The organism is Actinomyces sp. 594, assembly GCF_019325145.1.
Lineage (GTDB): Bacteria > Actinomycetota > Actinomycetes > Actinomycetales > Actinomycetaceae > Actinomyces.
Window position 1 is genome coordinate 65472 of record NZ_PIZC01000037.1, and the last position, 21647, is coordinate 87118.

Here is a 21647-nt window from a genome sequence, read left to right on the forward strand (position 1 = left end):
CCTCATACGGGATATCGGTGACCCACGCAGCCCGCAGGTGCAGCAGCGCCTGTACGAGCTAGTGGTCGCCGAGCCGCCCGCAGATGAGCCCTCGGGCCGTGCGGCCGAGGAGGTTGCGGAGTCGCTGTCTGCCATAGACCGCACCTGGCTGGCAGGACTGGGTGAGGATCCTGAGCGGCCCAGCGTTGAGATCGACGCCGCCATCGCCGCCTGCCGCTCCGTGCGCAGGAGCGCCGGGCTTTCGGCGCTGCCGCTGCGCTACGCCGAGGTGGAGCTGTGCACATACTTCGGGCAGCGTGATGATGCCTTGGAGCACCTGCGGGTGGCACGCCTGTTCTCCTTCGGCACCGTCGACGTCGGCGCCACCCTGGCCACCGCCCGCCTGCACGACGACTACTCCGGTGTGCTCCGCACGACGACAGCGGTCCCCACCCGCCCCGACGCCGATCCGGCACTGACCGCGCTGGGGCTGGCGGCGAGCCTCCTGCCCTACCTGGCGCAGCGGCGCCGAGTGGAGGCTGAGGACGCCCTGGCCTCGCTGACGGCGTTGGAGATGACGGAGCCGCTGCGGTTGCGCTTGTTGGGGGATGAGCTGGAGTACCTGGGGTTGTCCGGCCAGTGGGAGAGGGGCCTGGCCCGCTTACGTCATACCGACACCACCGCCGACGGCACCAGCGCCTGGAGCCTGCTCAATGCCGCCGTAGGCGTGAGCCTGGTGCTGCGTGAAGCCAACCGTGCCGGATACGGCTCCAACGCCGTCGGCACGCGTCTGCATTGGGACAACCCCTGGGTGGCTCTACCCCAGGTCACGGGCTGGGAGACGGTCGCCCGCACCTACGACGCCGTCACCGCCTTCGCCCGGTCCCTGGCGGCGCGCTTTGATAGGCGCAATGGAAACAATGGAGTCTCCTACCGGGTCGAGTCACGCATGGCTGCGGAGGCGGCGAGCCTGGCCGGCCGGTCATACGGCACCGTCACCGGTCCGGCCGTGGACGCACGGCGGCTGGCAGACCACCGCTCCCTGCTGGCCGAAGTCGACCGCCTGCTGGTGCTTGCCCGCGGCTACGGCCTGGAGGCGGTGCATGAACGGGCCCTGACCACGGCGGAGACCGTCAGTCGTTCCCTGGCTGAGGTTGTCGACGACTCCCAGTTGGAGACGGTTGTCGACCTGCGCATTGCCTTCGCCCGGCTGCTGCTGGAACTCGGAGCAAGCGAAAGGGCTGAGCGTGAGGCCCTGGACACCACTGAGCTGTGCCTGTCGCAGGGATGGGTGGAGCTGGCCTGCGCCTGTCTGGCCACCGCGGCCCGCAGCGCGGACGCCCGCGAGGATCAGGCGGCGGTGGCCTCGCACTGGGCGCGCGTGGACGAGCTGGTGGGAACCTGGCCGACGGGCCGTATAGGAGAGCGCATCGGGACTCTCGTAGACGCGGTTGGGCACCCCGAGACCAGCGCCCCGGCCCTGGCCGCACTCGCAGAGAGACTGGCTGCCGGTGCACAGGACGACCACGACTGCGCCGCTGCGGCCAGGGAGGCCTGCAAACGCTGCCGCGAGCAGCTTGAGCGCTGCAAGACACCGCCGGCCGGGACTGCCGACCGAATCGAGGCGGTTGAGGCGGCCATAGCCCCGTACGTTCGTGGTCGGGGCGGCCGCCACCGTGCCGACCCGCAGTGAACCGGGCATGATGTGGTTATGAGCACTGCCGCGTTCCCCGTACCACCACACCAGTCGCGCCGCTCCCGACCCGCAGGGCGCGCCCTGTACGTGGGGCTGACCGGCGGCATCGGCGCAGGCAAGTCCGAGGTCGCTCGCCTGTTGTCGGCACACGGCGCCCGGGTTGTGTCCGCTGACGTGATTTCCCGGGAAGTGGTCGAGCCCGGCACCGAGGGGCTAGCCGCCGTCGTGGCCGAATTCGGGCAGCAGCTGCTGACTGCGGACGGCGTCTTGGACCGGCGCGCGCTCGGCCGGCTCGTTTTTGCGGATCCGCTGCGCCGCGCTCGCCTGGAGGAGATCATCCTGCCGCTCGTGGCCGCCGAGGCCTGGTCACGCCTGGCGGCCGTGCCGGCCGGCCAGGTTGCCGTCTATGACGTGCCCCTGCTGGTGGAGGGCCAGATGGAGGGCATGTTCGACGTCGTCGTCGTGGTGGAGACGGAGCTGGAGACCAGGTTGGAGCGCCTTGGGCGCCGTGGCCTGGAGCGGGAGCAGGCCCTGGCACGCATTGCCGCCCAGGCCACCGATGCCGAGCGGCGCGCCGTCGCCGACGTCGTGGTGCCCAACTCCGGTTCCCTGGAGGAACTCGCCGCAGCCGTCAAGGAGCTGTGGGACAACCGGCTTGCGCCCGCAGCTGACTAGTGGTCCGCAGTGGCCCGTGCCCTCACCGCCCTAACGGGCTCCGCGTAGCCTTGGGGCCATGCGTCCCGTCACCGACCTGCGCCGCGCCGAGAAGTCCTTCGAGGTCATCAGCCCCTACACGCCCTCCGGCGACCAGCCCACCGCCATCGCCGAGCTGGCCGAACGGTTGAACGCCGGGGAGAAGGACATCGTGCTGCTGGGGGCCACCGGCACCGGCAAGTCGGCCACCACTGCCTGGCTGGTGGAGCAGGTGCAGCGCCCCACCCTCATCCTGGAGCCCAACAAGACCCTGGCCGCCCAGATGGCCGCCGAGTTCCGGGAGCTGCTGCCGAACAACGCAGTGGAGTACTTCGTCTCCTACTACGACTACTACCAGCCGGAGGCCTACGTCCCCCAGACGGACACCTTCATCGAGAAGGACTCCTCCATCAACGACGAGGTTGAGCGGCTGCGCCACTCCGCCACCAACTCCCTGCTCACCCGCCGGGACGTGGTGGTGGTCTCCTCCGTGTCCTGCATCTACGGCCTGGGCACGCCCCAGGAGTACGTGGACCGCATGACGCCGCTGCGGGTGGGGGAGCAGATCGACCGCGACGAGCTGCTGCGGCGCTTCGTCACCATGCAGTACACGCGCAACGACATTGACTTCACCCGCGGCACCTTCCGCGTGCGCGGGGACACGGTGGAGATCATCCCCATGTACGAGGAGCTGGCCATCCGGGTGGAGTTCTTCGGCGACGAGATCGACGCCCTGGCCACCCTCCACCCGGTCACCGGGGAAGTCATCGACCGGGTGGAGGAGGTGTTCGTGTTCCCCGCCTCCCACTACGTGGCCGGGCCCGAGCGCATGGAGCGCGCCATCGCCGGCATAGAGGAGGAGCTGGCCGAGCGCCTGGCGGTGCTGGAGCGCGACAGCAAGCTGCTGGAGGCGCAGCGGCTGCGCATGCGCACCACCTACGACTTGGAGATGCTCCGCCAGATCGGCACCTGCTCCGGCGTGGAGAACTACTCGATGCACATCGACGGCCGCTCCCCGGGCACGCCCCCCAACACGCTGCTGGACTACTTCCCGGAGGACTTCCTGCTGGTGATCGACGAGTCCCACGTGACCGTCCCGCAGATCGGCGCCATGCACGAGGGCGATGCCTCCCGCAAGCGCACCCTGGTGGACCACGGCTTCCGGCTGCCCTCCGCCCTGGACAACCGGCCCCTGACCTTCTCCGAGTTCGAGGACCGGGTGGGGCAGGCCGTTTACCTCTCCGCCACCCCCGGCCCGTATGAGCTCCAGCGCGCCGACGGCGTGGTGGAGCAGATCATCCGCCCCACCGGGCTGGTGGACCCCAAGATCGTGGTCAAGCCCACCGAGGGGCAGATCGACGACCTGCTGGAGGAGGTGCGTCGCCGCGTCGACAAGCACGAGCGCGTCCTGGTCACCACGCTGACCAAGCGCATGGCTGAGGACCTGACCACCTACCTCGCCGACCGGGGGGTGCGCGTGGAGTACCTGCACTCCGACGTCGACACGCTGCGCCGCGTGGAGATCCTCCGCTCGCTGCGGCTGGGGGAGTTCGACGTACTGGTAGGCATCAACCTGCTGCGCGAGGGCCTGGACCTGCCGGAGGTGTCGCTGGTGGCGATTCTCGACGCCGACAAGGAGGGCTTCCTGCGCTCGTCCACCTCGCTGATCCAGACGATCGGGCGGGCCGCCCGCAACGTCTCCGGCGAGGTGCACATGTACGCCGACCAGGTCACCCCCGCCATGACCGAGGCCATTGAGGAGACCGAACGGCGCCGCGCCAAGCAGCTCGCCTACAACGCCGAGCACGGCATCGACCCGCAGCCGCTGCGCAAGAAGATCGCGGACGTGACCGACATGCTCGCCCGCGAGGACGTGGACACCGCCGAGCTGCTGGCCGGCGGCTACCGGGGGCACGAGGAGAAGCAGGTCGTCTCCCGCCGCAAGCAGGCCGCCGAGGCCACCGTGCGCGAGAAGCTCGCCGGTGCGGCCCAGTCCGACCTGGCCGGGCTGATCCAGGAGCTGACCGAGCAGATGCACGCCGCCGCCGAGGACCTGCACTTCGAGCTGGCCGCCCGGCTGCGCGACGAGATCCAGGACCTGAAGAAGGAGCTGCGGGACATGCGGGCCACCGCCTGAGGCGGCTGCGCGGCCACCCTGCCCGGCCGCCCCGAGGCGGAACGCGGCGCCGTCGACGTCGGCAAGCACACACCGTTTCAGGGCGTGCGGGGCTGGCGGGCCGGGCACCCCACGGCGATAGACTCGGGGCACAAGCCCATACGGAGGGGAGTACTCCCAGCAACGGCGACGTCGTCATCACGGCAGGCCGGACCGGCACCGCACCGCGGCAGCCCCGGCTCCCGGCGTCGCAGGCCAGAGGACAGGCGCAACCCATGCGCCCCTGGCGGGAGGAGACCTCCGGTACTAGCGCCGTACCGGAGGTACATGTAGTGGATGTCCACGCCCTCGGCTGGCTCGCCCTCGCCGCCATCATCATCACCATGATCACGATCGACATCGTCGGTCACGTGCGCACCCCGCACGAGCCCTCTCTCAAGGAGGCGGCCCAGTGGTCGATCGGCTATATCGCCATGGCAGTCGTGTTCGGCGGCATCGTGTGGGCGATCTGGGGCAGCACCTACGGGCAGGAGTACTTCGCCGGCTACATCACCGAGAAGGCGCTGAGCATCGACAACCTCTTCGTGTTCGTCATCATGATTGCCGCCTTCCGGGTACCCCGGAAGTACCAGCAGGAGGTGCTGCTGGCCGGCATCATCATCTCCCTGTTCCTGCGGCTGGCATTCATCCTGGCGGGCGCGGCGCTGATTGAGAACTTCTCCTGGATCTTCTACCTGTTCGGCGCCTGGCTGCTATGGACCGCCTTGTCCCAGGCCCGGGAGGGCGTGGAGGAGCCCGAGGCACACGAGGAAGAGGAGTACCGGCCCACCGGCTTCGTGCGCATGGTGGCCAAGGTCGTGCCTATGACCGACGGTTTCGTCGGCGGCAAGCTCATCCACCGGCACGCCGGCCGCACCATGATCACGCCCATGCTGCTGTGCGTGATCGCCATCGGCACTGCAGACGTCATGTTCGCCGTCGACTCGATCCCGGCGATCTACTCCCTGACCAGTGAGCCCTACCTGGTATTCGCCGCGAACGCCTTCTCCCTGCTGGGCCTGCGCCAGCTGTACTTCCTGATCGACGGGCTGCTGGACCGGTTGATCTTCCTGCACTACGGGCTGGCCGCCATCCTGGCCTTCATCGGCTTCAAGCTGGTCAACCACGCCCTGCACACCAATGAGGTGCCCTTCATCAACGGCGGTGAGCCCTGGGAGGTCGTGCCCGAGCCTGACATCGGATTCTCGCTCGGCTTCATCGTGGTGGTCATCCTGATCACCGTGGGTGCCTCCGTGCTCGTCTCCCGCCGCCGGGCCGCGCGGGAAGTAGCGGCAGGTACCGGCGGCACGGGCGCGTCCGAGCGCGCAGTAAAGGCTCGGTCTGGCGCCTGAGCCGCGGACACGCGGAAAGCCTCTCAGGAAGTTCCGCGCCAGGCAGGACATGCTGACCCCGTGAGCACCACCCCCACCACGACCGCGCCCGCCGAGGTTCCGGATACGACCGGGTTGACAAGCCAGGAGGTCGCCCAGCGCGTAGCGGCCGGGCGGACCAACGCCTACCGGGACACCACCTCGCGCTCGGCCACCGCGATCCTGCGCGCCAATGTCTTCACGGTGTTCAACGCCATCCTGGGCACCGCACTGGTGCTGATCCTGCTGTTCGGCTCCTGGAAGGACGCCCTGTTCGGCTTCGTGCTGCTGCTGAACACGGCCACCGGCACCATTGCGGAGGTGCGTGCCAAGCGGGCCCTGGACCGGCTGTCCGTCCTGGACGCGCCCCGTGCGCATGTGCTGCGTGACGGGGTTGAGCAGGACGTGGAGGTGGCCGCGGTGGTGCTCGACGACGTGCTGCGGCTGCGCAGCGGCGAGCAGGTGCCCGCGGACGCGGTGGTGCTGAGCAGCGACAACCTGGAGGTGGACGAGTCCATTCTGACCGGCGAGTCGGACCCGGTGCGCCCCGAAGCCGGCGACCGGGTCATGTCCGGCACCACCGTCACCGCCGGCACTGCCCTGGTGCGCACCACGGCGGTCGGCGCCGACGCCTACGCCCACCGGCTGGCCCGGGAGGCGCGCCGCTACTCGGTGGTCACCTCCGAACTGCAGGAGGGCACCAACCGGGTGCTGCGCTGGATCTCCTGGGTGATCGTGCCCGTCGCCCTGCTGCTGTTCTGGTCGCAGCTGCGGCAGAACGGCGGCGTGGCTCACGCACTCACCTCCGGGCAGTGGCAGGCGGCACTGGTCGCCGGGATCGCGGGCGTGGTCGGCATGGTGCCGCAGGGGCTGGTGCTGCTCACCTCGGTCAACTTCGCCACCGCATCCCTGGCGCTGGCCCGCCGCAACGTACTGGTGCAGGAGTTGCCCGCCGTCGAGGTGCTGGCCCGTGTGGACACCCTGTGCCTGGATAAGACCGGCACCATCACTACCGGAGCAATCCGCCTGGAGGAGGTCACCGCCCCCGACGGCGGCGCCCCGGGCCGGGAGGTGCTGGAGGCGCTGGCGGCCCTCAGCGACGGCGAAGACCCCAATGCGACCGCTGTCGCCATTGCCCGCGGCCTGGCCGAGGAGCGGTACCTGGGGGAGCGGGCCGCCGCGGCCGGGGCCCGCACGGTGGAGGCGGCCGTGCCCTTCTCCTCACGCCGCAAGTGGTCGGCGCTCCGCTACGACGCCACCACCTGGGTGCTCGGCGCCCCCGAGATCGTGCTCGCCACCGCATCCGGCGCTGAGGCCGTGGTGGCCCGGGCGCGCGAGCGCGCCGCCGACGGCGCCCGGGTGGTGGCACTGGCGCGTGCGAGCGAGCCCTGCGGTGAGGGCACCGAGGACCATTTGCTGCCCGGTGGCCTGGAGGCGGCGGCGCTGGTGGTGTTGGCCGAGGAGATCCGCCCCGACGCCGCCCAGACCCTGGACTACTTCCGCGGGCAGGGAGTTGAGGTCAAGGTGATCTCCGGGGACAGCCCGGACACGGTTGCCGCCGTGGCCCGCCGGGCGGGCGTGACCGGGCCGGACGGCGGGGAGCCGGTCGCCGTCGACGCCCGCACTCTGCCGCAGGAGGCAGACCCGGACGGACCGGAGGCCGAGCGGCTGGCCGACGCCCTGGAGGGCGCGAGCGTGCTGGGGCGAGTCACCCCCGAGCAGAAGCGCGCCTTCGTGCAGGCACTCAAGTCCCGGGGCCGGGTGGTGGCCATGACCGGCGACGGCGTCAACGACGCCCTCGCCCTGAAGGACGCCGACCTGGGCATCGCCATGGGCAACGGGGCGCCCGCCACCAAGGCGGTGGCCCGACTGGTGCTGCTGAAGGGGGAGTTCTCCGCCCTGCCGGGTGTGGTGGCGCAGGGTCGGCGCGTCATGGCCAACACCGAGCGCATCGCCTCCCTGTTCCTGGCCAAGACCGTCTACGCCTCGCTGATCGCCGTGGTGGTCTCCCTGACCGCCATCGCCTACCCGTTCCTGCCGCGGCAACTGACCATCGTGTCGTCCCTGACCATCGGCATCCCCGCCTTCATACTCGCCCTGGCCCCCAACTCCCGCCGCTACCGGGAGGGCTTCCTGGGGCGGGTGCTGACCCTGGCGGTTCCGGCCGGGCTGGTGGCCGGCAGCGCCACCCTGGCGGCCCGCACCTGGCTGGTCGCATCCGGGGCGGCGGACGCGCAGGTGACTACCGGCGCCACCCTGGTGCTGGTGTGCGCCGGACTGTGGCTGTTGACGCTGACGGCCCGGCCGCTGCTGGGCTGGCGGCTTGGACTGGTGGTGGCGATGGCCGGGATCGCGGTGCTGGGCGTGTTCGTGCCCGCCGTGCGCGACTTCTTCCTGCTGGCCTGGCCCGCGGCGGGCACCTGGTGGGTCGTACTGATCGTCTCCGCCGCCGCGGTGGCGGGCATTGAGGCGGTATACCTGCTGCGCCCGCGCCTGGTCGCATACTTGCATGGCCGCGGCCTGGTGAACTGAACCTGCTTAGCCGCGGCGGGCGTGGGCGACGGCTCGGGCCGTAAGGCAGGAAGGCCGGGAGATGAGAGACCGTCAGGCCAGGACGCCGATCACCGGGTTCCACTCGTGGGGGATGCGCTCGGCGATGAAGCCCGCCTGGTTGAAGGGGTCCTCCTCCAGCAGGGCCAGGGCGCCGGCGGCGTCGTCGGCGCGCACCACGATGAGCGCGTCGTGCGTGCCCACGTAGGGGCCGGCGGCGAGCAGCCGGTCCCGCTCGGCCAGCGCGGCGTTGAAGGCGCGGTGGGTGGGGCGGAGGGCGGCCATGGCCTCGTCCTGGTCGGTGACGTAGTGGTACTCGACGGCGAAGATCTTGCTCATGCCGCCAGCCTAAGCCACCGGGCCGCGGCCGTGGCGGGTGATCCGGTTCCTGTCCGTGCCCGTGGGGGAGACCTGTCGCGGCCGGTCCTCGCAGTTCACGACCTTGGGGTACGTTTCACGACCACCCCGGGGTCGTAAAACGTACCCCAAGGTCGTAAAACGTCTTCCCCGCCGCCCAGGAAGGGGCGGGAGTAGCGGCTCTGGAGCCTTGGCGGTGGTGCCGGGCGCGGGACCGGTGAGACGTGTACGGGCGGCCAGCGGCGCCAGCGGGCCGTCGAGGCCGCGCCGGAGGGGACTATGAGGGTGGCGGCGCCGGCGCCTGGCAGAAGCGTGTCCAGCGCTTCGCCTCACACAGTCGAACGGGTGTACGAAGGCGGGTCCTTGGCCCTACACTCTGACCCCGTGAACGACTCCCTCATCATCCGTGGCGCCCGCGAGCACAACCTGCAGGGCATCGGCATCGACCTCCCGCGGGACAAGATGATCGTCTTCACCGGCCTGTCCGGCTCGGGCAAGTCCTCCCTCGCCTTCGACACGATCTTCGCCGAGGGGCAGCGCCGCTATGTGGAGTCGCTGTCCTCCTACGCCCGCCAGTTCCTCGGCCAGATGGACAAGCCCGACGTCGACTTCATCGAGGGCCTATCCCCGGCAGTGTCCATCGACCAGAAGTCCACCTCCCGCAACCCCCGCTCCACGGTGGGCACCGTCACCGAGGTCTACGACTACCTGCGCCTGCTGTACGCGCGCGCCGGCGTCCAGCACTGCCCCGTCTGCGACGCCGTCATCTCCTCCCAGACCCCCCAGCAGATCGTCGACCACATCCGCGAGCTGGAGGACGGCACCCGCTTCCAGGTGCTCGCCCCCGTGATCCGCGGCCGCAAGGGCGAGTACACCGAGTTGTTCACCGAGCTGCAGGGCCGCGGCTTCTCCCGCGTGCGCGTCGACGGCGCCACCCACCGCCTGGGGGAGGTGCCCGCCCTGAACAAGAAGCTCAAGCACAACATCGAGGTGGTCGTCGACCGGTTGGTGGTACGCGAGGGCATCCGCCAGCGGCTGACCGACTCGGTGGAGACCGCCCTGGGGCTGGCCGATGGCCTGGTCATCATCGACCTGGTGGACCTGCCCGAGGACGACCCCGGCCGCGAGCACCGCTACTCCGAGAAGCGCGCCTGCCCCAACGAGCACCCCCTCCAACTGGACGAGATGGAGCCGCGCACCTTCTCCTTCAACGCCCCCTATGGCGCCTGCCCGGCCTGCACCGGCATCGGCAGCCGACTGGAGGTCGACCCGGAGCTCGTCGTCCCCGACGAGGAACTCACCCTGGCCGAGGGCGCCGTCGCCCCCTGGGCCAGCCACCAGAAGTACTTCACCCGGCAGCTCAAGGCACTGGGCGAGGAGCTGTCCTTCGACGTTGACACCCCCTGGCGGGCCCTGCCCGAGCGTGCCAAGGACGCGATCCTGCGCGGCAAGGACTTCGAGATCAAGGTCCGCTACCGCAACCGCTGGGGCCGGGAGCGCATCTACTCCACCGGCTTCGAGGGCGCCCTCAACTACGTCATGCGCAAGCACGACGAGACCGAGTCCGAATGGTCCAAGGACCGCTACGAGGGGTACATGCGGGAGATCCCCTGCCCCGTCTGCAATGGCACTCGGCTCAAGCCGGAGGTGCTGGCGGTGCGCGTGGGCGATAAGTCCATCGCCCAGCTGTGCGACCTGTCCATCAGCGAGTGCCGCGACTTCCTGGCCGGGCTGGAGCTGACCGGCCAGGCCGCCCAGATCGCCGGCAGCGTCCTGAACGAGATCGCCGCCCGCCTGGGCTTCCTCGTCGACGTCGGCCTGGACTACCTGAGCCTGTCCCGCGGCGCCGCCACCCTCTCCGGCGGCGAGGCGCAGCGCATCCGCCTGGCCACCCAGATCGGCTCCGGGCTGGTCGGCGTGCTGTACGTGCTGGACGAGCCCAGCATCGGCCTGCACCAGCGCGACAACACCCGGCTGATCGACACCCTGGAGCGCCTGCGGGACCTGGGCAACACCCTGATCGTCGTCGAGCACGACGAGGAGACCATCCGCTCGGCGGACTACGTGGTGGACATCGGCCCCGGGGCGGGGGAGCGGGGCGGCCAGGTCGTCTACGCCGGCGAGGTCGCCGGCCTGCTTCAGGCCCCCGGCTCCGTCACCGGCGACTACCTGGCGGGCCGCCGCGCCATCGAGGTGCCCGCCAGTCGCCGCAAGCCCGTCAAGGGGCGGGCGGTGACCGTCGTCGGCGCCCGCGAGAACAACCTCAAGGACGTCACCGTCACCTTCCCGCTGGGCGTGTTCACCGCCGTCACCGGCGTGTCCGGCTCCGGGAAGTCCTCCCTGGTCAACTCGATCCTCTACCAGGTGCTCGCCAACCGCCTCAACCACGCCCGCGGCGTGCCCGGACGCCACAAGACCGTGCGTGGCCTGGACAACCTGGACAAGGTCGTGCACGTGGACCAGTCGCCCATTGGCCGCACGCCGCGCTCCAACCCCGCCACCTACACGGGTGTGTGGGACCACATCCGCAAAATCTTCGCCTCCGTGCCCGAGTCGAAGGTGCGCGGTTACGGCCCCGGCCGCTTCTCCTTCAACGTCAAGGGCGGGCGCTGCGAGGCCTGCAAGGGCGACGGCACCCTCAAGATCGAGATGAACTTCCTGCCGGACGTGTACGTGCCCTGCGAGGTGTGCGGCGGTGCCCGTTACAACCGGGAGACCCTGGAGATCCGCTACAAGGACGCCACGGTCGCCGACGTCCTGGACATGACCATCAGCCAGGCGGCCGACTTCTTCGCCGCCACCCCCATCATTGCCCGCCACCTGAACACCCTGGTGGAGGTCGGCCTCGGCTACGTGCGCCTGGGGCAGGCCGCCACCACGCTGTCCGGCGGCGAGGCCCAGCGCGTCAAGCTCGCCACCGAGCTGCAGCGCCGCTCCACCGGCCGCACCATCTATGTGCTGGACGAGCCCACCACCGGCCTGCACTTTGAGGACATCCGCAAGCTGTTGGGCGTGTTGCAGGGGCTGGTGGACAAGGGCAACTCCGTGGTGGTGATCGAGCACAACCTGGATGTCATCGCCAACGCCGACTGGATCATCGACATGGGCCCGGAGGGCGGCAAGGACGGCGGCACCGTGGTTGCCACCGGCACCCCCGAGCAGGTCGCCGAGGTCGAGGGCTCCTGGACCGGCCACTACCTCAAGGAGGTCTTGGAGCAGCGGCGGGCGGCGAGCTGACCGGCTCCGACGCCCCGGGCTACGGGCCGGCTCCGCTAGTCCCGGGCGGCGCGCCCCGACCGGGGGCGAAGACCGAAGGGAGTGAGCACCTCCCGCAGCCGCACCAGCAGCTCCCGCAGGTGCTCGGGCGTGCGCGCGCCCAGTCCGAGCACTACGCCCGGGCCGGCCGAGGCCCTCGGGGAGACCCAGTACGCCGAGATCCCGGAGACCCCCAGGCCCGCGCGGTGACACGCGTCCACGGCACCCGCCTCATCCGCGTGCGGCGCCAGCAGGACGACGGCGTGAAGCCCGCCCTCCATGGGCACGCCCTCCGGGAACACCTCCGTGAACAGCGCCCGCCGCTGCCGCTCGATCCGCCGCGCGCGGGCCACGTGGCGGCGCAGACCGTCCTGGGCCAGGAAGCGTGTCATCGCGTCCTGCACGATGCCGGACACGGGCACGCACAACGGGCGCATCCGCGCCACCGCCTCCTCCGGCGCCACCAGGTAGCCCAGGCCGACGGCGGGGCTGAGGGTCTTAGCGAACGAGCCGAGCATGATGACCTGTTCACCGGAATCCAGGGACAGCAGGGGCGCGGGCGCGCTGCGCAGCTCGGCGTCGTAGTCGTCCTCGACGATCATGGCTCCCGCCCGACGCGCGGCCGCCAGCAGGGACAGGCGCTGCCCGGCGGGCATGCGCTCACCCCACGGGAACTGGTGGTTGGGCGTGACCAGCACCGCCTGCGTCCCGGCGGGAAGACTCGGGGAGGCGGAAGCGTCCCTGAAGGCGGTGGTGTCGATCGGGACCGTGCGCCAGCCCAGCGCCCTGGGAATGCCGGTCAGCGAGGGGTACCCCGGCTCCTCGACGGCCAGCACCCCCGCGCCCGAGGCGCCCCCGCGGCCACCGAGCACGCTCAGGGCCAGCCGCAAGCCGTCACGGGCCCCCGCGGTGACCAGGATGCGTGCCGGATCGACGTCGACCTGACGGGTACGCCGAATATGCGTGGCCAGGAGCTCGCGCAGCTCGGCGGAACCGGAGGCGGGGTGCGGACGCGGATCCGCGGCGGCGGCCCGCCAGACGGCGCGCCACAGCCCGGTGGTGAGCACCCCGGTGACGGGCGCCCCCGGCCGCAATTCGGAGGCTTGAGACGGCGCCGGCGTCCCGGAGGCGCGTGCACGCCGTTGCGGCACCGGCCGGGGCAGTTCCGGGTTGACGCGGGTGCCGCCGTGCGTGGCGGTGAGAAAGCCTTCCGCCACGAGCTGCTCATAGGCGGTCACGACGCTGCCGCGGGAGATGCCGAGCTCGCGCGCCAGCGCCCGGGTCGCCGGGAGCGGATCCCCGGGCGCGAGCTCGCCGCGCGCGACGCGGCCGCGGATGTCCACCACCACCTGCTGGGGGAGCGGCTGCCTGCGGTCAATGAGCACCGGAACGCCTCCCAAAACTGTTGAACCGGCCGCATCGGCCGACCACGCGTCCGGGCCAGACTATCCGGTGGTCCAAAGAATTGCCTTCAGTGTGGTCCGGACGATGGCCCACCGCTGCCGTGAGCATGGCGCCATGAGCACATACGAAACTCCCACCGCCCCGGAATCCGCCGCTGCCGTACCCGCGGGCACCGGCTCGCCCCTGGTCAAGCGAGGCCTGGCCGATATGCTCAAGGGGGGCGTGATCATGGATGTGGTCACCCCGGAGCAGGCCCGCATCGCCGAGGAGGCCGGCGCCGTCGCCGTCATGGCGCTCGAACGCGTCCCCGCAGATATCCGTGCCCAGGGCGGCGTGGCCCGCATGTCCGACCCCGACCTGATCGCCGCCATCATCGATGCCGTCTCCATCCCGGTGATGGCCAAGGCCCGCATCGGCCACTTCGTCGAGGCGCAGGTCCTACAGCATCTGGGCGTCGACTACATCGACGAGTCCGAGGTCCTGTCGCCGGCGGACTACGCCCACCACATCGACAAGCAGCGCTTCACCGTGCCCTTCGTCTGCGGCGCCACCAACCTGGGTGAGGCCCTGCGCCGCATCGCCGAGGGCGCCGCCATGATCCGCTCCAAGGGGGAGGCCGGCACCGGCGACGTTTCCGAAGCGACGCGCCACATCCGCACCATCAAGGAGGAGATCGCCCGCCTGCGCGGCCTGCGCGAGGACGAGCTCTACGTCGCCGCCAAGGAGCTTGCCGCCCCCTACGACCTGGTGGCCGAGGTCGCCCGCACCGGGAACCTGCCGGTGGTGCTGTTCACCGCCGGCGGGATCGCCACCCCGGCCGACGCCGCCATGATGATGCAGCTCGGAGCCGACGGCGTATTCGTCGGTTCCGGCATCTTCAAGTCCGGTGACCCCGCCGCCCGCGCGGCCGCAATCGTCCGGGCAACCGCCGCCTACGACGACCCGGCCGTGATCGCCGAGGTGTCCCGGGGGCTGGGAGAGGCGATGGTCGGCATCAACGTGGCCGACCTGCCCGCGCCCCACCGGTTGGCGGAGCGCGGCTGGTGAGCGGCCGGCTGGTCGGCGTCCTGGCGCTCCAGGGAGGCGTCGCCGAGCACGCCCGCATGATCGAGTCGCTCGGTCACCGCCCCCGGCTGGTGCGCCGGGTCGGCGACCTGGAGGGCATTGAGGCGCTCGTGCTGCCCGGCGGGGAGTCGACGACGCTGCGTAGACTGCTGGCCGCCTTCGACCTGACCGAGGCCATCGAGGATGCCGCCCGCAGGGTGCCGACGCTCGGCACCTGTGCGGGCCTGATCCTCCTGGCGACGCTGGGGGTACTCGACGTCGACGTCGAGCGCAACGCCTTCGGCCCCCAGGTGGACTCCGCCACCACCCGGCTGCCATGGAAGGGCGGGAGCGTCGTGGCGGCCTTCATCCGTGCGCCACGCATCACCCGGGTGGGGCACGGCGTGCGCGTCTGCTCAACCTGGCGGGGCGTCGGCCGGAACGGATCCGGGCCGGCGATCGTCGGCGTCGAGCAGGGGGAGGGGGAGGAACGGATCCTCGGCGTCTCCTTTCATCCCGAGCTCACCGGGGATACGACGATCCACCGCGATCTGCTGGGGTGATGGCGCCGGCGGGACCGACTCCGATCGCGCCGCGCTCCGCCTGCTCCTGGGCGAAGTGGTTGTATGCGAGCGATAGCCCGAAGCAAACGACGCCGGCGACCATGAGCGCCAGGATCCGCGAGAGCGAGTTTTGTCCGGCTAGATCCACCACGGCCAGTTTGAACACCACCAGCAGCACCAGGGTGAGCCCGTAGTGGCGCAGCGTGGTGGCGTGCAGCCGGAATCCGATGACGGTGCAGGCGGCACCGGTTGCCAGCACCACACCGGTGATCAGCAAAGAGGTTGCCGACGCGCCGGTGAGGATCATCACCGACCACCACAGGGCGAGGCTCTGCGAGAGCGCGATGGTCAGCGTCACGGTGAGCGACACCGCGGAGTGCCGCAGCCAGGGCAGCAGCATCCGCCCACCGACCACCACGAGGGCGAGTGCCAGGGCAACCAACGGTGCCGCCAGCAGCAGGGAGCCCAGGGAGTCGGCGCGCACCAGCACGGCGACGGCCAGTGCCGTCAACAGCGCCTCGCCCAGCCACGCCAGAGGCGGCGCCGTGGGCACGACCGGGGTACGCAAGTCGGTAGCGCCCGCCAGTTGTCCCGCGCGCCGACCCGAGACGAGCAAGAGAGGACTGCACCGGGGCGTGAACAGGCCCATGCCCGCCAGCGCCAACGCCAGGGCACCCGCCAGTAGCGGTGCCGCGAACTGGCCCGCCCCGCCGAGGCCGACGGCGGGAACCAGCCGGTCCAGCAGCCTGGGGATGATCAGCACCAACTGGCCGGCTGTGACCCACATCCCCGCGGAGAGCCACGCGGGCCGGTTCGCGTGCTCCTCGGAACTCGGGGGCGGAGCCAGCAGTGCCTCCAGCGGAGCGGTCAGGAGCACGCCGATGAGTACGGCCAGAATGGCCAGCATCACGGTGCTGCGGTCGGGGGAGAACACTGCCAGCAGCGCGGCTGTGCTGAACAGCGGAAGCACCAGCACGGGGGCGCTGTAACCGGCACGCACCACGGGTACGGCGGCCAGCGCCACCGCCGCCACCGCAGGCGGTAGCAGTGCGATATTCAAAGCGAAAACGGCCGCCGCGATGCACAGCACCGTCCCCAGGTTCACCGGCGCGATGACGCGCAGCCACGGGGAGGCAGCCTGCTGTGGGAGCAGGGCGGCGGTGGCCAGGCAGACCAGGGCCAGGAAGACCACGGCCATGCCGTTGCGCGTGGATGACGCCACGCCGTCCGCGGAAGTGAGCATCAGCAACGCCAGCGCCTGGATGATGCCGGTGATCGCCCACTCGTATCCGGCGGCCTCCCGCGCTCCGGCTCCGGCCAGCAGACGCGCGGAGTGGTGCGTCTGCGCCAGGAGTACCGCGCAGGGCGCGGCGAGCAGCACGACGCCGGTGAGCGGTTGCGTCACCAGCAGCCGGGAGGGGCCGGTCAGCAGCACGGTGCCGGTGACCACCATGGAGGTGGTCGGCAGCCAGGGCGCCAGGCGCATGCGGGGTGTAAAACGCGGCAGTATCGCCGCCACCACGGCCAGGGCGACGGTGTAGATATCGATCAAGGTCCAGGCCAGGACCGCCTGTTCCGGGTGTGTTGTCACCTGCCAGGTGGTGAAGCCGACGGTCACCAGCGCCCCCAGCATGGAGATGACGGCGGTGAAGAACTGTGCCGTGGCACAGGACACCAGCAGCAGCATGAAGGCCCAGGCCACCATCAGTCCCAGGGCGGCGACCGAGCTCAGTCCGGCGATCAGGGCGGCACCGATGACGGCGACGAAGCCGAGCGCACCGCCCGTGCCCGTGAGGGTGGCGGCCGCCACCTGCAGTCGCTCTCGCGTCTGGTTGACGATCGTGCCCGCGGCGACCAGGGAGACAGCTACGACACCCAGCGTCCCCACCTTCACGATGTCGGGAATCTGGTCCCAGACCAGGGCTATGAGGCTCACGGCGGCGGACACGATCAGGAACGCTGCCGCCCCGGACAGGACGTATCTGCCGATGTTCCCCTCGGTGCGCCTCTCTCGTATGGGCCGCACTGCGAATGGGGCGTCGTCGGCAGCGCTTGTGGAGCCGCTGGGGGCCACTGCCGCCGGGGCGTTCTGCAATGGGGTGGCGGGCGCCTTCAGAACGGGCTTGGACGGCGGGTATGTGGCCAGGGCCGGGGTCCGGGGCGGTTGCACCGCAGGAGCCGCGGCCGGTGAGGAGAACGATGCCCGCGTAGTCATCGGCCGGGCAGGTGGGGAGGCGACCGGCGCGGGGCGCGCCTGCGGACGCGCCGCAGAGTCGAGGGGGTGCCCATCACGGGAGATCCTATTGGCCACCCAGTCGAGCTTGCGTTCGAGGGTTGTCAGGCGCCCGATGATCTCTTCGAGCTGCTCACTGCTGGCCGTATCCATGCCTCAAGGATCCGGCCCTGGCGGGCCGAAGTCACGCCGTCGCGACGGGGAGTACTCCCCTCGGCCCGGATTGTGATCCAGCCGGATATGGCTGGCGCGTCGGGCACGTCAGCCATGCAGGTCCATCAGGTGTAGGGCGGCACCCGATGATCGTCGGTTGGCGCCGGGTTCGTCTCGGTGGCATACCGGGCCTGTTCGTGCGCGAACCGGTTGTATGCCAAAGACAGGCAGAAGCACGCCAGCCCGGCCACCAGCAGCGCCAGTACCTGGGTGATCGAGCTCCCGTCCGCCAGATCCAGCAGCGCCAGCTTCATCACCACCGCCATCACCAGGGTCAGGCCGTAGTGGCGCAGGGCCGTGGCCTGGACCCGGAACCCGGCCACGATGCACACGGTCCCGGTTGCCAGCACCATGGCGGTAACCAGCATGGAGGTCGGTGAGGCTCCAGACTGGACCATGACGGCCCACCACAGCGTCGCGCTCTGGGAGACCGCGACGGCCACGCCCACTGGCGACTGGTGCAGCCAGGGCAGCAGCAGACGGGCCCCGGCAGCTGCAAGGGCCGGGCCCAGGATCACGAGGGGACAGGCAACCAGTGCTCCGGCGGTGGAGCGGAACGCGTCTGCCGCGGTGAGCGTTGCTACCGCCTGCACCGACAGAATGCCGAAGCCCACCCAGGCGATCATGGGTGTGCGGCGCACGGTTGGTGTACGCAGTCCAGTCGCCCCGTCCAGCACTCCCGCCCAGGCCCCCGATGCCAGGGTCAGTGGGGAACAACCACGGTTGAACAGGCCCAGGCCGGCCATGGCCAGGGCGCCCGCGCCCGCGAGCAGTGGCGCGGTAATGGTGTTCGGGCTCAGTGCTCGCACCAGTTGCGGAACCACCAGTACCAGGTCCGCTCCAACCAGCCAGGCGCCCGCCGTCAGCGGATTGAAGCGCCCATGCTGAGTCGGCGCGGGGACAGCTGCGGGAGCCGACGGCGACGCCAGGCGGCTTTCCAGCCAGATACTCGAGCCGACGGCGGTGATGACCGCCGCAAGTGCAAGCCAAAGCTCCGGCGTCGGCTGTGGTCGCGCGCCGGCGGTGAGGCCCAGCGCGGCCAGACCGGTCATCGGCAGCATCGCCACGGGGGCGCTGTGTCCGGCGTGCACAGTCGGCAGGCACGCCAGTACCAAGCAGACGACTGCTGGCAGCAGCAGTCTGACGTCGACGGCGAATGCGGCGACGCCCACGCCTAGGATCACCCACGGGTTCACGCCTATCACGTTCTGCGGCCAGGAGGAGTCCTCGGCGTCGTCGGGCCGCAGGGCGGCAGTGGATGCGGTCGCGGCCGTCAGGATGAGTGCCGCGGGGAGGGCGCGTGCGGCGGATGGTGCCGCAGGAGCCATTGTGAAGTGCAGTACCGCGAGCACCAGGACGGCACCGACCCCGCCCCACTCCCAGACGGTCCCGCCTCGCCCGGCGGAGCGGGACAGCAGCCGCCCGGAGTGATGCGCCTGACGAGAAGCACAACGGCGGGCAGGCACGACAGGGCGACGCCGACGGGTGACCCATCGCGTAGCAGAGTGACTGGGCAGAGCAGGAGCGCCGCCGCCGTCACCGCCATCGAGGTGGTGGGAACCCACTCGACCAGGTGCATACGCGGCGTGTAATGCGGCAGCAACGCGCATACCACGCCCCAGGCGATCACGTATCCGTTGACCAGGGTCCACAGCAGGAGTGCCCGGCCGGGGTGGTTGCTCGCCTGCGTACATGCGAAGGCGACGGTAACCAGCGCGCCCAGCGTGGAGACCACGGCGGTGAAGAACTGCTGCGTCGTCCACGACACCAGCAGCAGTACGAAGCCCCAGGCGGCCATGAGCACCAGGGCGATGACGGGCGCCAAGTCCACAATCAGGACAGCTCCGATGATGGTCACGAAACCCAGCGCCCCACCGGTACCAGTGACGGTGGCCGCCGCTACCTGCTGGTGCGGCCGGTTCTCTGAAAGAGAGGTCCCGGCGGAGACCATGCCGAGGGCGAGCAGGCCTAGAGCCGCCACCTTCCAGGCACCGGGAATCTGGTCCCAGACCAGCGCAATGAGGCTGGTCGCGGCCAGCAGCACCAGCAGTGCCGCCGCACCGGATAACAGGTAGGCGCCGACATTTCCCTCCCGGTGGGTGGCGGTGCCGCCGGGCGTCGGCACCGGGACCTGCGGCGCGGGCGGTGCAGTCGGACGCGCCAGACTCGGGAGCGGACTCGGGAGCGGACTCGGTAGGGGCTGCCGAACCCGTGCCGGGGCGGGAGTGCGCACGAAGGGGTCGTCATCCGGATAAGGCTTCAGGGGCACGCCTGGAGGGGTCGGGATGGGGTCGGGGGAGGCTGCGGATGCGGCCGCCAGCCGGTCGACCCGGAGCTCCAGTCCGTCGATTTTGCGTTCCAGGGTGGCCAGGCGGGTGAGCAACTCGTCGAGTCGCGCACTGTCGTAGTGCTCCATGAGCCAAGGATCCGACAAGGGCGTAGTGTTGTCACGGTTTTGATAAAAGTCGTGCCTCGCGGTGGGATAGCCTTTGCCCATGAGCACTACCGGATTGGCCGCCGCCCAGGCAAAGATGCGCGACGCCGGCGTCGCGGAGCAGGCCATCGACGTTTTCAGCCACTACTACCGTGCGCTTGAGGAGGGCGCCACCGGGCTCGTCCCCGAGGACACCATTGAGCCACTCACGCAGATCGACTCCATCGACGACGTCCAGGTCGATGAGGCGGCCGCCCGCGAGGCGCTCAGCAAGACCGTTCTGATCAAGCTCAACGGTGGGCTCGGCACCTCCATGGGCATGGACCGGGCCAAGTCACTGCTGCCCGTGCGCGACGGCAAGAGCTTCCTGGACCTGCTGGTAGACCAGGTGATGGCCGCCCGCGCCCGCTACGGCGTGACCCTCCCGCTGATCTTCATGGACTCCTTCCGCACCCGCGCGGACACGCTGGCGGCCCTGGCCGCCCACCCGGGCATCGAGGTGGAGGGCATCCCACTGGACTTCCTGCAGAACCGGGAGCCCAAATTGCGCGCCGATGACCTGACGCCGGTGCAGTGGGAGGCGGATCCGAGCCTGGAGTGGTGCCCGCCCGGGCACGGCGACATCTACACCGCCCTGGTGGCCTCCGGTGTGCTGGACGCCCTCCTGGAGCGCGGCTACAAGTACGCGATGACCTCCAACTCCGACAACCTGGGGGCTGCCCCGAGCGCCCGCATCGCCGGCTGGTTCGCCGCCTCCGGCGCCCCCTACGCGCCGGAGATGTGCCGCCGAACCCCGGCCGACGTAAAGGGCGGCCACCTGGCGGTGCGCAAGGCGGACGGCCGCATCATCCTGCGCGACACCGCCCAGACCCCGCCCGAGGAGATGCACTACTTCACCGACCAGTACCGTCACCCCTTCTTCCACACCAACAACCTCTGGTTCGACCTGGAGGTGCTGCGGGATACGCTCGTTGAACGGCACGGCATCCTGGGACTGCCGCTGATCCGCAACGACAAGACGGTGGACCCGGCGGACCCCGACTCCACGCCGGTCATCCAGCTGGAGACCGCCATGGGTGCAGCCGTGGAGGCCTTCGACGGCGCCACCGCCGTGGAGGTGCCGCGTAGCCGCTTCCTGCCGGTCAAGACCACCAACGACCTGCTGCTGCTGCGCTCAGACGTGTACGAGGTGGACGCCGACGGGCTGCTGCGGCAGGTGCCCGAGCAGGCCTGCGTGGTGGACCTCGATCCGCGCTACTACAAGCGGATCGCCGACTTCGAGGCCCGCTTCCCGCACGGGGTCCCCTCCATCCGCGACGCGAGCAGCCTGACGGTGCGGGGCGACTGGACCTTCGGGGCCGACGTCGTCGCCACCGGGGATACGGCCGTGACCGAGGCGGGGGCGCCCGGGGTGGTGCAGGACGGCACGCGTCTGGACTGAGCCGTCCCGACGGCGGCCTGGGGCCGGTGCCCGGGAATGCGCGGGCGCCGGGCCGGGCTTCCACGCGCTCCCATCGCAAAGACCCGTGTTCCACGACCTTGGTGTGTGTTGCACGACCACCCCGGGGTCGTGGAGTGCGCACCGGGGTCGTGCAGTGTCGTCCAGGGTCGTGCGAAGCCTCCCCGGCCCCGGCGCCGGACGCCGCCACCCACAAAGGCCGGGCCGAGTGAACCGGCCGGCAGAGGCCACAACGCCGGTCT

The 21647-nt window shown here is 70.6% G+C and carries 14 protein-coding genes; 9 read left to right on the plus strand and 5 right to left on the minus strand.

Translation table 11 applies throughout. From position 1 onward, the window contains the following. The 5 genes from GZ998_RS05655 to GZ998_RS05675 form a co-directional block, all read left to right on the plus strand. Positions 1-1672 (plus strand): hypothetical protein (locus tag GZ998_RS05655; protein ID WP_257505288.1); only part of this gene is annotated, 1672 nt, incomplete at its 5' end. 90 nt (positions 1673-1762) lie between these two features. Then, positions 1763-2350 carry a dephospho-CoA kinase gene (gene coaE / locus GZ998_RS05660; protein ID WP_219109330.1) on the plus strand — a complete coding sequence of 196 codons (588 nt, stop codon included), beginning with the start codon at positions 1763-1765 and terminating at the stop codon, positions 2348-2350. Positions 2351-2408: 58 nt separating this feature from the next. Then, positions 2409-4505, plus strand: a complete 2097-nt coding sequence (gene uvrB / locus GZ998_RS05665) for an excinuclease ABC subunit UvrB (protein ID WP_161923974.1) — start codon at positions 2409-2411, stop codon at positions 4503-4505. A gap of 311 nt (positions 4506-4816) precedes the next feature. Continuing rightward, positions 4817-5875 (plus strand): TerC/Alx family metal homeostasis membrane protein, encoded by a 1059-nt coding sequence (locus GZ998_RS05670; protein ID WP_162679572.1) that lies wholly within the window; start codon positions 4817-4819, stop codon positions 5873-5875. A 60-nt stretch (positions 5876-5935) separates the two neighbouring features. Further along, on the plus strand, positions 5936-8425 hold the full coding sequence (locus GZ998_RS05675; protein WP_162679545.1) for an HAD-IC family P-type ATPase: 2490 nt from the start codon (positions 5936-5938) through the stop codon (positions 8423-8425). A gap of 72 nt (positions 8426-8497) precedes the next feature. On the opposite strand, the gene GZ998_RS05680 is transcribed toward GZ998_RS05675, so the two are convergent. Then, positions 8498-8782 (minus strand): YciI family protein, encoded by a 285-nt coding sequence (locus GZ998_RS05680; protein WP_161923976.1) that lies wholly within the window; start codon positions 8780-8782, stop codon positions 8498-8500. A 402-nt stretch (positions 8783-9184) separates the two neighbouring features. Here GZ998_RS05680 and uvrA point away from each other — a divergent pair, with 402 nt between their 5' ends. After that, positions 9185-12037 (plus strand): excinuclease ABC subunit UvrA, encoded by a 2853-nt coding sequence (gene uvrA / locus GZ998_RS05685; protein WP_162679546.1) that lies wholly within the window; start codon positions 9185-9187, stop codon positions 12035-12037. Between the two features lie 35 nt (positions 12038-12072). Here uvrA and GZ998_RS05690 read toward each other — a convergent pair whose 3' ends face one another. Further along, entirely contained in the window at positions 12073-13440 is a 1368-nt protein-coding gene (locus tag GZ998_RS05690) for a PLP-dependent aminotransferase family protein (protein WP_308807172.1), read from the minus strand. Positions 13441-13573: 133 nt separating this feature from the next. On the opposite strand from GZ998_RS05690, the gene pdxS reads away from it, so the two are divergent. Beyond that, positions 13574-14506, plus strand: coding sequence for a pyridoxal 5'-phosphate synthase lyase subunit PdxS (gene pdxS, locus GZ998_RS05695; protein WP_161923979.1), 933 nt, complete (start codon positions 13574-13576; stop codon positions 14504-14506). Beyond that, complete coding sequence (gene pdxT / locus GZ998_RS05700; RefSeq protein WP_374939166.1) at positions 14503-15066, plus strand: pyridoxal 5'-phosphate synthase glutaminase subunit PdxT; 564 nt, start codon at positions 14503-14505, stop codon at positions 15064-15066. Before pdxS ends, pdxT begins: the two co-directional genes overlap by 4 nt. Here the strand turns inward: pdxT and GZ998_RS05705 are convergent. From GZ998_RS05705 to GZ998_RS05715, 3 genes are all read right to left on the minus strand, one after another. Next, positions 15026-17452, minus strand: a complete 2427-nt coding sequence (locus tag GZ998_RS05705; RefSeq protein ID WP_219109318.1) for a hypothetical protein — start codon at positions 17450-17452, stop codon at positions 15026-15028. The genes pdxT and GZ998_RS05705 overlap by 41 nt on opposite strands. Positions 17453-17577: 125 nt before the next feature. Beyond that, positions 17578-18840, minus strand: coding sequence for a hypothetical protein (locus GZ998_RS05710; RefSeq protein ID WP_219109319.1), 1263 nt, complete (start codon positions 18838-18840; stop codon positions 17578-17580). Further along, positions 18786-19928 (minus strand): DUF2339 domain-containing protein, encoded by a 1143-nt coding sequence (locus tag GZ998_RS05715; protein WP_219109320.1) that lies wholly within the window; start codon positions 19926-19928, stop codon positions 18786-18788. The genes GZ998_RS05710 and GZ998_RS05715 overlap by 55 nt, the downstream gene beginning before the upstream one ends. Before the next feature lie 79 nt (positions 19929-20007). On the opposite strand from GZ998_RS05715, the gene GZ998_RS05720 reads away from it, so the two are divergent. Beyond that, positions 20008-21387 (plus strand): UTP--glucose-1-phosphate uridylyltransferase, encoded by a 1380-nt coding sequence (locus GZ998_RS05720; protein WP_219109321.1) that lies wholly within the window; start codon positions 20008-20010, stop codon positions 21385-21387. The last annotated feature ends 260 nt before the right edge of the window (positions 21388-21647 follow it).